Source organism: Psychrobacter sp. 78a-MNA-CIBAN-0178 (assembly GCF_040309625.1).
In the GTDB taxonomy this organism is placed as follows: domain Bacteria; phylum Pseudomonadota; class Gammaproteobacteria; order Pseudomonadales; family Moraxellaceae; genus Psychrobacter; species Psychrobacter okhotskensis.
The window spans coordinates 19,252-33,826 of record NZ_JBEOOZ010000010.1 but is presented as its reverse complement, the minus strand read 5'-3'; the positions used below and the strand labels follow the sequence as shown (position 1 = coordinate 33,826).

At 44.4% G+C, this 14,575-nt stretch carries 11 protein-coding genes; 6 read left to right on the top strand and 5 right to left on the bottom strand.

What is annotated here, in order from left to right:
- Positions 1–76 precede the first annotated feature (76 nt).
- Positions 77–853: a hypothetical protein gene (locus tag AAEY80_RS07765; protein ID WP_201575799.1), complete on the top strand. Its 777-nt coding sequence runs from the start codon at positions 77–79 to the stop codon at positions 851–853.
- Positions 854–1,079: 226 nt separating this feature from the next.
- On the opposite strand, the gene AAEY80_RS07760 is transcribed toward AAEY80_RS07765, so the two are convergent.
- The 5 genes from AAEY80_RS07760 to glpK form a co-directional block, all read right to left on the bottom strand.
- Positions 1,080–1,772: a TetR/AcrR family transcriptional regulator gene (locus AAEY80_RS07760; protein ID WP_025651779.1), complete on the bottom strand. Its 693-nt coding sequence runs from the start codon at positions 1,770–1,772 to the stop codon at positions 1,080–1,082.
- Between the two features lie 215 nt (positions 1,773–1,987).
- On the bottom strand, positions 1,988–3,016 hold the full coding sequence (locus tag AAEY80_RS07755; RefSeq protein ID WP_025651778.1) for an endonuclease/exonuclease/phosphatase family protein: 1,029 nt from the start codon (positions 3,014–3,016) through the stop codon (positions 1,988–1,990).
- 214 nt (positions 3,017–3,230) lie between these two features.
- A complete protein-coding gene (locus AAEY80_RS07750) occupies positions 3,231–4,562 on the bottom strand; it encodes a hypothetical protein (protein ID WP_350588146.1) in 1,332 nt (443 codons plus the stop codon).
- A 239-nt stretch (positions 4,563–4,801) separates the two neighbouring features.
- Positions 4,802–5,314: a hypothetical protein gene (locus tag AAEY80_RS07745; protein ID WP_025651776.1), complete on the bottom strand. Its 513-nt coding sequence runs from the start codon at positions 5,312–5,314 to the stop codon at positions 4,802–4,804.
- 269 nt (positions 5,315–5,583) lie between these two features.
- Entirely contained in the window at positions 5,584–7,188 is a 1,605-nt protein-coding gene (gene glpK, locus AAEY80_RS07740) for a glycerol kinase GlpK (protein WP_350588145.1), read from the bottom strand.
- A 626-nt stretch (positions 7,189–7,814) separates the two neighbouring features.
- On the opposite strand from glpK, the gene AAEY80_RS07735 reads away from it, so the two are divergent.
- From AAEY80_RS07735 to AAEY80_RS07715, 5 genes are all read left to right on the top strand, one after another.
- A complete protein-coding gene (locus AAEY80_RS07735) occupies positions 7,815–9,539 on the top strand; it encodes a TolC family protein (RefSeq protein WP_025653354.1) in 1,725 nt (574 codons plus the stop codon).
- Between the two features lie 130 nt (positions 9,540–9,669).
- On the top strand, positions 9,670–10,533 hold the full coding sequence (locus AAEY80_RS07730; RefSeq protein WP_201566234.1) for a YihY/virulence factor BrkB family protein: 864 nt from the start codon (positions 9,670–9,672) through the stop codon (positions 10,531–10,533).
- A 63-nt stretch (positions 10,534–10,596) separates the two neighbouring features.
- Positions 10,597–11,796 (top strand): HlyD family secretion protein, encoded by a 1,200-nt coding sequence (locus AAEY80_RS07725; protein WP_025653352.1) that lies wholly within the window; start codon positions 10,597–10,599, stop codon positions 11,794–11,796.
- 3 nt (positions 11,797–11,799) lie between these two features.
- Positions 11,800–13,110, top strand: a complete 1,311-nt coding sequence (locus AAEY80_RS07720; protein ID WP_025653351.1) for an ABC transporter permease — start codon at positions 11,800–11,802, stop codon at positions 13,108–13,110.
- On the top strand, positions 13,110–14,306 hold the full coding sequence (locus AAEY80_RS07715; RefSeq protein ID WP_025653350.1) for an ABC transporter permease: 1,197 nt from the start codon (positions 13,110–13,112) through the stop codon (positions 14,304–14,306). Before AAEY80_RS07720 ends, AAEY80_RS07715 begins: the two co-directional genes overlap by 1 nt.
- Positions 14,307–14,575 lie beyond the last annotated feature (269 nt).

Sequence of the window (14,575 nt, the reverse complement as noted above, 5' to 3'; positions counted from 1 at the left end):
TCGATTAAGGGCTTATAAAGTCAGTGCTAATAAAAACCAATATCCACACTCATTACCTTAACACAAGGTTCGCATTATGTTGTACTCTGCGATCAAAGCTGTAACCAATAAACAGCCTATCTATACTACGCTCGCAGCAGTCTTGCTCCTGACGACTGCTTCATCAGCGCTGGCAGTAGCCAAAGAGGCTCCAGCTATTACTCTACAAGCTTCTAACTATTGCCATGGTAATTTGCAGACACAACCCTCTGCTTATAAATACCAAAGTACGCAGCAACGAGCGCTGAGTTGCCTGTTGACGCAACTACAAGCTTATCAGCAAAAAGACATGACAGCGCAGCAGCAGTATCTAGCGTATAAAGCGCAAGCGTGGATTAACTATGCTATTCATCAAGACAGTATTAATAGCCGCTCACCGGCTGGTACATACGCAGCGCAGTCGGCAGAGACGATATTGCAAGCGCTAAAAAATGATACCGCACAAGACATAAGCCTATATCAGGATATCCCGTCTGAATCTGCTTTGATGCGTCCTGATCTTTGGGCAACTTTGAGTGCTTTAAAAGACAGCGACGGTATTGGTACTGCGCCACGTGAAATGGCATTTAGTGAAGTGGCTTTAATATGGGCAGCAACCAATCAGTGTGAGCGTGGCTCAAAAGAGTCAGGCAGTCACTTCCGCATGGCAGATCGCTGGCTAGAGCAAGCGCGTGAGGCCTATGTGAACGCCCATGATTCGCAAGCTAACGTCGCCTTAGAGAATCTGATCGTGCGTTATTACAAGCAATATGCCCCTTTGGATCCGAGTGAGGATGTTTGCCAAGGGCAAAAACTGTTTTCTATCGCTCAATAACCTAGCAATCGCAAAAATGAGCAAGGTGTTTTTGGCACCAAATGTCGCTCATCTTAGATATTTTCTGACAGCTACTTGTCAATATTTTCGTTATTATTGAACCTAGGCAAACAAAAGACCGTCACAAAAATAGAAATTAAAAAAGCCGACTCATAAATAGTCGGCTTTTTTGTATTAAAATTTCAGTTAACTTTTATAATATCATCCACGTTTAGCACAAAATAAATTAGCGGTTTTTACGTGGTAGCTTTTCTGGTAAATAACAGCGCAGATAAGCAATTGACGCAGTATTTGCTTCTTGCAGATACTTCTCTGTAATGCTCTCATGACGGCGGTAAGAAACCGTAAAGATAGCGTTGATAATACTATAAGTGACCAAAAGAACATCTTGGATATCTTCAAATTTTGGCACTTCATACCGTTCTGCTAAACGTTTATATACCAGTTCAACCACTTGATGATCCATATCTTCACCGAAACTATCACCTTCAAAATCAGGTGTATTCGTACCATAGATCAATTTTGCTTTGGTCTGATCTTCATGAAAGATATGCACACAGCGATCGATAAGTGCTGTTAAATATCCCTGCCATCTGTCGTAATCAACCGTTTCTACAGTTGTCAAAATCTCTAAAATCTCGATAGCATTCAAAAAGCGCAATGCTAAAAATATGGCTTCGATATTCGGAAAGAAATGATAAGCAGATGCTCTTGGAATGCCAGCTTCTTCGCAAACAGCAGCCAAGGTAATATCATTGATAGACTGCGTTTCACTCAGTTTTTTGGCACCCATCAATAGCTTTTGACGGCGCGCGCGACCTTGCTGACTGGTAAATTTAAATTTATTAGGTACCAGCTTCTTTGCCAGTTCCGAATCTACCAGTACATCTTCAATTTTGTCGTCTCTATTTTCACTCATTGTAAGTCTCTTAATGTTGTGCCCTATCTTTATAAATATGGTCTTCATTGGACAGTATTCATTCTAAATTTAAGAACGACTGTTTGTTAGTTGGTAATACGGGCTAATATTACCGCTCTATGCTCAATGAAGAGGCATCATAAACGCTTGTACACTATCAAGCAAGGGACGTGCATGGGTTAAAAAATAATGTATCGATTAACAGTATATTAGGGTTAATAATGAAGTTTTATTTTCGCCCTTATAATACCATGATCGATGACTCTATCGGCATAATCCCACTTTAAATGGTCATTAAAATAGTCAACTCGCTCAACCTGACCGATTGCAAACTTGCTATCAGGCAAAAATTCCTCTGAAACGAACAGCTGATCAATTACTTCTGGCATACCTTGATAAATGTGGGTATATGCCACGTCTTTCATCCAACCATAACGCGCTTGAATGCGAGCGGCGTCGAACAAGGCAACATCACGCATGCTTTTATCATAATTGACTTCGCCAGTCTCGGTCATTAGTTGCGTGGTCACACTACCGGTGACGTCGTTCATATCACCAAGTAAGATTAAGGGCTCACGAGTATGCTTCAAGCGTTCGATGATAAACATTCGAATAGATGCCGCTTCTGCTGCCCGCATACATAAGCTACGAAGCTTGGCACGAATGCGAATATTGGGGTCATCCATATCTTCTAACAAATTGCCGGCTTCATCTCGTAAGAAAAAAGCGCGCTTACTTTTAAGGTGAGCTGTAATAATAGTAATGGGCTGCCCGAATGCATCTACTCGCAATACCAAGGGTGGACGATTAAAACGCTCATAAGGACCAATATCAGGAATATCAATCACCGCCTTTGGCGCCACTTGCTCTAATAAAGTCGTCTCTAATTGCTCAAAGCGACTAATAATACCTACGGCAGGTGTATTTTGCGCCCCTCTACCTTGAGTATAAGCACTCGAACTGTCATTGCTTGCTAGCGGAATAACCACATGTTCGGGCTTAAATCCTAACGATACTGCCAATGCCTCTAGCGCCTCGCTGTCCCATACTTCTTGTACGGCAATAATGTCGGCATGGGCTTTTGCTAATAAGTCGCTGATGCCACGCAATTTACTTTCATACTCTTTATTACTGTACGGCTCAGCATTTTCATAATACATGCGATTAGGATTGGCAAAATTTAGCAAATTGGCAGTAGCGATATAAAATTGTTTATCGCTACCTTTATTGGCAGAGTAACTCATAAAACTCCTAGTGCTATTTGGATAGTATGCATTATTATGAATAAACAACGCAAGCTGTTCATAATAATAGACCGCCTCCACTAAATCTGTAGTGTTTCGTATTATTTTATCCTACTATTTCATAGCTAGAAAAACTGGGTTCATTGATAATGTAGAGAACGCTTGCTCTATTAACGCGCACTCTATCAAAGCCCTTGTACTAAATATTGGTTGATCATACTCGTTTATGAGCCAGTACAAAGGCGGCGCTGCCAATCATAGAAGCGATGACACACAATACTAACAGCTGCACGTATTTGTGCTCTGCGCCAAACACTGGCGCCATCACTGCAATATAGCCACCGTTTTCTAACATATAAATAATACCTGCCATGAGCGCTGATACAAAGCTGACTACAATGGCCCAAGGTTTGACTTCCCAACTTGACCAAATGCTAAAAAATACGACAGGTGCTAAAAACAGGGAAGCGGTACCACTAATAGCGACCGCATCGAATAGGTCTTTGCTGCCAGTTGCAATGAAGGCCAAGCCTGCCAGCAAAAACCCTAGCATAATCAGCCTGCCATTTTTTACAGTTGGTTTGACAAGTTTCATATCAATGGCTATCAATTTTGCGGCACTGGCGTAGGTAGAATCTAAGGTCGATATCGCTGAAATAATCAGCGCGAAGCTAAACAACATCATTACCGCTGGTGAAAATAGAGTGTTCAGCGTTTGCGTCACTTCAGTGACCCCTTCCGCGTTGTTCAGCTGTGCAAACACACCTAGCAAACCAAATAACAAGATGCAAGCCATCGAAATAGGCGCGGCATAGTAAAATGACTTTTTAGTAGTCGCCCTATCTGCTAAAAATCCTCGGTCAGTCATGACAGGATCATGAGCGGGATAGCTCCATATTTGGATAAATGCAACTATCATTAATATCCATCCCTTGTTGTCAGCGGAATTGGAGGAGCTAATGATGGCATTAAAAGAAAACAAGGGATGTGCAAACATGGCAACCGCTAAAACAATAATGGCGAAGATCGTAAATAGCGCTTGAGCCACATCTGTCTTCAGCGCAGTGTGTAGCCCACCAATTGAAGAATAAATTAAGGTAGCGACCGCTATAATCAGTATTAAATAATTCTCATTAAAGCCCACGAACAAGGTTGTGATAAACCCAAACACCAGTAAGTTGCTGAATACCTCGCTCACTAATCGAAAACCAATCACTGCATTATAAAGATGCTCACCAGTTGCCCCAAACTTGACTTGCATGAACGTCTGTATGTTATTAAAACCATGTTGGAATCGTAAGCTATCAACAATATGTGCGCCAGTGATAAAACTAAAATAGTACATCCCATAAGCCAAAGTACCAGCGATACCGTAGAAAAAACCTAAAACGGCCGCATTCATGAGCGACCGTGCAAATATCCAAGTAGTAACCTGAGACAATACCAATGTCCAAAGACTGGGTGGCTGACCTTGTAAAGACTTGCCTTGATAAAATCTGGCGATATCAGGGGCAAGTTCATACGTTTCAGAAGAAGAGTCAGTCATGGTCGCTCTATGGGTTATTGAGACATCGTTAAGATTACCACAACTATCAAAGGTGCAACATGTAAAAAAGCCTCTAGAGCATACTCTAGAGGCTTTTATATAACTGCAATTATCAAGGGTAAGAACTCGGCTATAAAAATACTGTATCGTTAATCAGTCATACTATCGATGATACTGACTAAGCTATCAATACAAATGATGGTACTGATTAAGATGCCGAAATTCTCTATTTCCCAATATTACGATACACGATTCCATGCATCACGTGATGCTCGACGTGCCTCATTCCACTCCATACGTGACTCACCTTTTACTTCATGCCATGAGTTTTCTAAGTCTGCTTCATGATCTTCAAAGCGAGCATCTGCAGGATAACGGGCACGGTTGGCGTAACCGACTGCGTAGGCAGGATGTAAATCACGGTCAAAATCATGGCCTTCTTTATAATAGTCTGCATTCGCATACTCTGCGCGCCAGTAAGCTTCTTCGCGCGTTGGGTCAATAGCTTCAGCGGCCGCATGACCTGCACCGCCACCGACGATAGCGCCAATAGCACCACCAATGAGTGTGCCGAGTGGTCCTGCCATCGTACCGATAGCCGCACCTGCTGCTGCGCCGCCTATGCCGCCTATGCCTGTACCTACTGGATGTGATCCTGGCTCACCAGTGATGATGTCAGCATTTAGGTCATGCTTAGTCTCTTTAGACATGTGCTTTACTTCACTACGATCAATACCGTCATGGTTACTCATAATATTTTCCTTAAATTATTTGTTATATATTAGATTTATGATTGAAAGTTAGCAGTGTTGCTCCATTCATCTAAAGTATAGAAACTTAAGGACAAAGACAGATAGGCAGATTATGTAAACTGTGTCCAAATCTCGATTGTCTTGCGTTACAGCCTGTATCTTTATGACGATTGTGTACACTGGCCTAGGCATTTCAGTAATTTTAAACAAACTTATTAATAAAACAGACTGAATGCAAGAATTGAATCGACGCTTTATTGCCGCTCTTTTTAGACCTTCATTAATGCTCTTTCAAGCGCTTGTTGCCATTTGTGCAGGTGTTGCTCGCGCTCGTCAGCAGACATGCTTGGCTCAAAAATGCGATCGACTTGCCAAGATGCTTTCATAGTGGCCGCATCGTATAACCCCGTTTTTAGACCAGCAAGCAGCGCAGCACCTTTGGCAGTAATTTCTGTATCTCTAGGACGCAGTACGGGGACGCCCAATAAGTCTGCCTGAAACTGCATGAGCAAATCATTATTGGCAGCGCCGCCATCGACCCTCAATTCGGTTAAAGGGTGCGGGCTGTCTTTTTGCATAGCGATTAAGACATCATAGGTTTGATAGGCGACCGCTTCTAACGCCGCTCGGGCGATATGCGCTTTGGTCGTGCCGCGACTCATACCTGTAATACTTGCACTGATGTCCGAGCGCCAATATGGTGCGCCAAGTCCCGTAAATGCAGGGAGCAATACCACGCCTTCGCTACTATCAACCTGCCGCGCTAAGTCTTCGACTTCACCGCTCTGTTGAATCATTCCCAGATTATCACGCAGCCACTGGACGATTGCCCCTGCCATAAATACGCTACCCTCTAGCGCGTAGGTGACTTCTTTTTTGGGCGGCTGTAGCATACGCTTGCCAGACTGCACGATTTGATCAAAGGATAAATTGTCTGGGCGCAGTGTTGCCGATTTGCGTTGCCACGCTATCGTCGTCAACAGCTGATGCTCGCTAAGTTTGGGCTGTTGACCGATATTCATCAGCATAAAACAGCCCGTCCCATAGGTATTTTTGGCCATACCAGCATCGAGGCAGCCTTGGCCAAAAAGTGCCGCTTGCTGATCGCCTAATACCGCCTGAATAGGAATCTGCTTGGCAAACAAGCCTTTTTTAGTCTTACCAAAATCCCCATCAGAGGGCAAAACTTTAGGTAAGATATTCATCGGAATAGCAAAGCGGGCGCACAGCTCCTCTGACCATTCCAGCTTATGAATATCGTATAACAGGGTGCGGGAAGCATTGGTAATATCGATGACATGCTCGCCGCCTGTCAATTTATAGATAAGCCAACTATCAATAGTGCCAACAGCTATCTCACCCTTGCTCGCACGCACGCTAAGCTTTGGATGGTTTTCCAGCAACCATGCGATTTTACTGGCGCTAAAATAAGCATCTAAACGTAACCCGGTGATACCTTGCACTCGATGTGCCATATCATCACCGTCATCCGTCTCATCGCTATGAACACCAGTACTCGCACTTTCAGCTGCAAGGGTTTTGCAATAGTTTGCGGTACGGCGATCTTGCCAAATAATCGCAGGCGCTAAGGGTTTGCCCGTTTTTTTGTCCCACATGACAATAGATTCACGCTGATTGGTGATGGCGATACTAGTCACATCGGTAGCGAGCAGCCCTGCTTGGTTAATGACGTCATGCGCACAGCTAATCTGAGTTTGCCAAATCTGCTGGGCATCTTGCTCCACAAAACCAGCTTTGGGTGTCTGTAATGTGGTTGGCTGTTGCGCCATTTTTATCGGTCGGGCATGATCGTCGTATAATATCGCGCGACTCGAAGTGGTGCCTTGATCTAAAGCCAAAATATATCCTGCCATCACTCATATCCTTTACTGGTCTTATTTATTCTATGGTTGATAGTTTATATCACTCTCATATTTTTATAGTCAGCGGTTTCTTTTTATTTTCAGCGGCTTCTATAACTAAATTAACGCGCTTAATTAAGCACCGATTCATCGGGTTAATAGTCAAAACATGGCGCTCATTATGATTCGTCAGCAATAAAATCGAAATATCAAAGTACAAAAAATCCCTGCAATATCAAGGCACTCACAGCTCAAAAACTCAGTATATGATGACGACAATGTTCTTGTTGGAAAATAAATAATAACGCTATGATAAAAGTCGAAATCATTTCTTTATCACATCAGCACTGATTATACAATAGACGACGGCAAGATACTGAGGCTTGACCCGTCACGGTTGTGGCTCTAAAGTGTGCTTCGTATTACGTACAACAATATTTCAGTTATTATTTATCCTCATCTTTTTTCTCGTATTTTATTCATGTTTTTTGCTTAAAATTTATTCGAGCGCTATTAATTTGCTGGCTGCCGGATAGTTTATAATAGCGTAACGACGCTATTGTGTGATCGATCAAAATGCTGAATATAGCGCGTTGTTTTAAAAAACTTTGCATTCTAATTAATGGCTTATGTGACTTATGAAATTTGCATTATCAACTCTGTCTACTGCTGTGATTACGGTTATGCTCATGGGGATGTCCGTCGCCACCTCAGTAAGCGCTAACGTGGATGACGTTGAGCCACAGAATGACGTGCCAGCAGTCACGGTAACCCAAATCGTTGACGCTGACAATCCATTGCAGACTGGCCATACGGCAGCCGTCCAGACCAATACCATCGCGCCAGCAGATAATAAATCTGTAGTCAATAACACTGCGACGACTATTCATAACCAAAGCATTGAGCTAAAAGGCATTGAGCAGAAAAGCAATTTAACCACACTGATAGATCCCATCACGCACAAAGCGGTTGATAATAGCTACCCTTTAGAAGTCTCTAGCTTTTTAAGTCTTGAGCAGGCGCAAAACATCTTATTACAAGTCTCGCCAAAGCTTGCGGCCAATGAAGCCGCTATTGCTGCCAGTCAATTTCAAACTGATGCCCTCAAGACCATAGACAACCCATTGGTGTTCGCCCGCGTATCGGCCAGTGCCTACCATGTAGAAGAAGACATTGACTTATCATCGCTCAAAAACGGCATCGTCAATGAGATCAATAATGGCGTCGATGACGTTATCCCCGCTCCGCCAACCACAGATTTGCCAAATTTTGGTGAATTGGTCGGTGAACGCCTCCCAAATTCTTATGATTTTAATCGTTCAGGCTCAACGACGGGCGCAGGTATTGGCGTTGTTTGGCCTATTTATACTGCTGGGCGGACAACAGCGTTAACAGGCGCGTCCGATGCCCGCACCCAAGAAGCAGTCGCAGATAGCCTACTCGATAAGAACGAGCTTTATAACACCTTGATTGAGCGCTATTTTAAGGCGCAGCTCGCCATCATTGCCGCCTACTTGCGTGAAGACGCTTATGATACCTTGCAGCAGACCGACCATATGGCGCAGCGCCTGTTTGAAGAAGGTTTTATCTCACGTGTGGATCGCCTAGAAGCGCAGTCTGCCTTAGCCGATGCCAAAAGCGAATCGGTCAATGCCAATAACGATGCTCGCCTTGCGATGATTGCTTTGCAGCGGTTATTGCGTACCGACTATCGTATCAAACCGACGACGCCTTTGTTTGTTTCCAGTCGCCCCCTACCTGATGTGAGCTACTTCCAAGACTTGGCACTTAGCAATCATCCGGGGTTACAAAAAGTCGCCGCCAAACGCGCACAGGCTCAGCAACTGCATGCGCTATCAGATACCGGTTACAAGCCGACCGTCATGCTATACGGCTACGGACAAGTCGAAAAAGATCCCAGTTGGGTCGCTGGTATTTCTGCCACTTGGAAGCTATGGGGCGGACTCGATAAAACAGCATCATTGGCATCAAGCAATGCACAAATACGCCAAGCAGATCTTTCTGAAATTGAAGTCAGTGACAATCTACTACTGCTGGTCGAAAAAAACTGGCACGATGTCAATAATGCCCAGTCACGTTATCAGGCATTACAGAGCAATGTTGACTTGGCAGCAGAAGTATTGCGCTTGCGTCAGTTAGGTCTTCAAGAAGGCGTAAATACAACGGTTGACGTGGTGCAGGCACAAACCCAGTCTCTCAAAGCACGAACTGAACAAGCTCAGGCAGCCAACAGTTATGTGCAAGCGCTTGCCGCCCTTATGCAAAGTTGCGGGACGCCACTGGCCTTTAACGCCTATCTTAATGCAGCAGATATTCAGTTACCTACCTTATATAGTGAATAATAATCTCGTGTGATGAGTAATAGAGCGTTTTGATAAGCGCTTATGCTGATGATGATTAAATGGCTAATGGCTATATTGTTACTGACCTTACGATACTACTAACCCTAGCTCTACTGTGAATAAGCGTTTTATGAAAAAACTGACTTCTAAAGTAACCCATTGGCTACCGCACTTGCTTCAAACATGGCGTATAGCAAACAATTCTAATGTTTGGGCACATTGCGCGAACGTAGGATTTTTTGGTTTTTTATCTATTTTTCCAGCAATGGCCGTGTTTGTACTGCTTTATGGTCTCGCTTTTTCACCTGCTGAGATGCAAGAGCAGATTTCACTTTTACGTCCGTTTATCCCTGAGTCTGTCTATGAGATTCTTAATTCACGCTTAAGCGAGCTGGCTTCGAACACCGCATCCAAACTGACTTTTGGTTTGATTGTATCGACGCTACTAGCCCTGTATGCAGGCTCCAAAGGCATAAAATCCTTAATTATCCTAGTTAATATTGCCTTTCATATCACTCAAGAGCGCAGCTTTATACAGGGCACCATTCGAGCACTTAGTTTAACCTTTGCTGCCGTTGTGGTCTTGATTATAGCCATCTCCTCTATCGCTATTATTCCTTTGGCGGCGGCTTATTTTCCTTTTCCGCAAATCGCTAAGACCATTGCGCTTTGGAGTAGATGGCCGATATTGGCTAGTATTATATTCTTAAGCTTCTTAAGCCTATATCGTTTTGCGCCAAACCGTGACGCCGTAGCGCTAAAAAATCTAGTGCCAGGCGCTGCCTTAGCTACCGTTCTCTGGATTCTATTGTCTGTGTTATTTTCGATTTATGTGCAAAACTTTAATAACTATAGCGCTGAATTTGGTGCACTTTCAGCAGCGGTAGTCATTATGCTGTGGCTTTATTACTCAGCATTTATTGTCGCTTTTGGTGCTATTTTTAATTTTGAAACCATAGAAAACGCCAAGCCTTATGCTATTCGAGTGTACTAGGTCAAAACGAATTTACCCTACCCTTTTCACTCTCAACTTTATTGCTTTAGGAATCTCACTGTCATGACTGAATTTCCAAACGAATCAGACGACTCACGCAAATCAACTGGTTCGACTGATGAGTCAACGCTGTCTCATAATGATCAGCCGTCAGTCGATTCTGCAGAAGACATACCTGACGTGGAACCAGAACAGGCAACGCCTACTTATCGTGATAATCCTAAATCTGATAAGTCGGCCATGATAAAAAAGGCGTTGCTTGCCTTATTCGTGCTGATTGCCTTAGGCGTTATCGCTTATGGTTTGTATAAAAGTAACCAAAGCAGCGAACCTGACATCATTACCCTACAAGGGCAAATGCAAATGCAGCAAACCTCCATCGCTGCAAAAGTACCAGGGCGTATCGCTCAGATTATGGTCACTGAAGGGGATGAGGTGACGGTTGGCCAGCAATTGATTGAGATGGATTCGCCTGAGATTAATGCAAAGATTAATCAGGCTGAGGCTGGTAAGCAGATGGCACAAAGTCAGCTGGACAAAGCCGAAAATGGCGCACGTCCGCAAGAGATTGCCCAAGCAAAGGCGGCGTGGCAAGCCAATAAAGCGGCCTCTGACTTGGCAGAAAATACCTATCAGCGTGTCAATCGCCTTTATGAAGAAGGTCTCATGGCAAGACAGAAGCGCGATGAAGCTTATGCCCAGTATCTTGCAACCCAAGATCAAACCGAGGCCGCACGTTTGCAGTACGACTTGGCAATGGAAGGTGCGCGCAGTGAAGACAAATCTGCCGCTAGCGCCCAAGTGGCGCAAGTCGATGCTCAGTTAGACGAGGCACTGGCTGCAAAAAAAGAAGCCAACTTAAAAAGTCCGATTGCTGGTATCGTGGATAACGTAATAGTCAGTGCCGGTGAAGTTATTGGTCAAGGTGTACCGCTATTAACGTTGGTCAATACCAACGATCAATGGGTGGTACTGAATGTCACTGAAACCTATTTGAACCAGTTTGCCATTGGTCAGCAATTTACCGGTACTATTCCCGCATTATCATCAGCGGACAAGCCTTACAGCAAACAGTTTACTGTCTATGCAACGTCTACATTGTCTGACTTTGCAACGTGGCGACCCACCAATAATGATGATGGCTTTGATGTACGTACCTTTGAGGTCAAGGCGCGACCGAGCAAACCTGATGCGCGGATTCGTTCGGGAATGAGTGTCATCGTCCGTATCAATCCAACCGCTGCCAATCAGAGCCAAGAGTAAGCCATGCGTAAAGCTCAGCTCAGGGATGCTTTTGTACGTAGTGCCGTGTACGAGCGGCGATTTTTAGCCAAAAATCCTTGGGATTTTGCCATGGTGATTTGGATACCCTTGGTCACGGTGCTGCTGATTTGGTGGATTTTTTCGCAAACGCAAATTACCAACTTGCCGATTGGGGTAATTGATCAAGACAATAGCCCGATTGCCAATACCGCTGTGCGCTACCTTGAGGCCAGTCCTGATATCACTGTCAGACAACTTTATCACTCGCCCGCCGCTGCTGAAGCGGCAATCCTGCAACGAGATATTTATGCAGTCGTGATTATCCCTGAGGATTTTTCGCGTAATATTTTGTCTAGCAAACCAGCACCGCTGATTTTACAAGTAAATGCCCAGTATGGTACACACTCGGGTATCATTCAAAAAAGCGTTCAGTCTGTCGCTGGTACCTTATCTGCTGGCGTTGAGATACAGCGGTTGGTTAAACAAGGCATGGCACCCTCGCAAGCGGCGATTGCTTACTCACCAATCAGTATTCAGCGCATCAGTTTGTTTAATGCGGCAACCGATTATCAGCAGTTCTTAGCCTCCACCGTGATTCCTGCGCTGCTTCATATTTTGGCGATGGTTATTGGCGCAACGACGATTGGACGCGAGTTGCGGGATAGACGCATCGGACGCTGGTACACTTTTATTGATACCGGTCGACCCGATTTGACGGCACTCGTAGACAGTGACACAGTCTCTACACTAGACCATAAGCAAAGCCGTAGCGATGCAACCAAACCATTAGCAGCGATCAAAAAAACTCAGCAAGTGAGTATTGCCGTCCTAGTATTTGGCTTATTAGGCAAATATTTTTGGCCGATGTTGGCTTACAGTATTTGGTCCGCATTGGCGCTATGGCTCGCCACGCCGCAACAAGCGGTCGCTCTCGCTTCAATTATTGTCACTTATATCGGTCTAGTATTACTGATGATGCTGTCATTTTGGCTGGGAGCCATATTTACCTTAGGCTCATTTTCGTTGCGCATGGGCTTGTCATCTACAGGCTTTATTTCGGCACCTTCTTACGCTTTTGCAGGCGTCACTTTTCCTTATATCGCCATTAGTGATAGCGCCCAGCACTGGTCAAATGCCCTACCGCTCACCCATTATTTAAAACTACATATCGCCCAATTACAGATGAACGCCCCTGTTGCCATATCGCTGCCAATCATTTACGGACTAACACTAGCGACCATTATTGCTATGGGTCTGACTGCTGTGTTAAGCAAACGCGCACTGGCACATCCTGAACGTTGGGGAGCACGCTAATGTCATCATTACCGAAAAACAAGCCACTAAAGACGCCTGCGCAATCAGCCACGTTGTCATCGTCACAGAGCTTCTTGGGCAGTTTTTTACAGACTCTCAAAGACATCTTTACCGATAAAGGCGTGGTTTTGATGTTGATTATCGCCCCTATTATTTATGGCTTCTTTTATCCATGGCCGTATTCCACTGAAGTAGTCAATCACGTACCCGTTGGTATTATCGATAAAGACAATAGCAACTTATCTCGGACAATTGTCCGTTATGCGAGTGCCAGCCCGCAATTAAATACCCAGCGCTTTGTCAATGAGCAAGATGCCATTGAGGCCATATGGTCGGATCAAATCGCCGGTTACATGGTTATACCCAGTGGCCTTGAACAGCAAGTGCTATCGGGTAAAGCGGCTAGCGTGAGCGTACTGGGTAATGGTGGTTATTTTATTTTAAATAAAAACGTACAGTTAGGATTTTTAAAAGCGGTCAGTACAGTATCCGCTGGCATTGAAGTGAAAAAAAACGTGGCAAAAGGCGCGTATTCGCCTACCGCTGCCAAAAACACCCAAGCCGTACCGCTACAGATTATTCCTTTATATAACCAAACCGAAGGTTATGGTGCTTACGTAGTGCCAGCGGTATCCATTATTATCTTGCAGCAGACGTTACTCATGGCCACTGCGATGCTGATCGGTACTTGGTATGAGCAGCGCCGCCACAGGACTACGATACGCGGCTGGCTTGGACGTATTGCTGCGCTCAGCACGCTAAGCTTTATCATCGGCTGCTTTTATTATGGCTGGGCGTTTGAGCTACATCATTATGCACGCGGACAAAACATGGCTGGCAGTTTGTTATTCTTGCTATTATTTTGTCCGACCGTCGCGACGCTTGGCTGCTTGCTCGGACTATGGTTCCGGCAACGTGAGCGCAGTTTGCAAATTTTAATCTTTAGCTCGCTACCGTTATTTTTTATCAGTGGCTATCCTTGGCCTGCCGACCAACTACCAGAAATACTGCAGTTTGTACGTTGGTTGATACCGACTACCCCCGCTATCAATACCTCTGTGCAGCTTAATCAAATGGGCGCGAGTATCGCTCAAGTCGCTATGAGCTTTTATGCGCTGGCAGGCTTGTGGGCATTTTACTTTGCATTACTGCTGCTATTTCGCTGGCGCACCTCACAAAAAATAAGTGCCTTATAGCTTTATACAGTCAAAATATCCTAAAAACACAACGGTATTGCTGATATCAATTTTTTGCAGCCTCTGTCTGCGCAGGCACAGCAAGCAAGAAAAATGGATATCAGCAATGCATCATGTATCGATATTATCTGCACTATTTTCCTTGTTTGACTGCAACTTACCTCATTTTTATCACCATTTCTAAAATGAGGACACGCCCTAACACATAAAAAAAGCGCCTACATTATAGTTAGGCGCTTTCTTACTTATGAACTCAGTCTTTATTACCG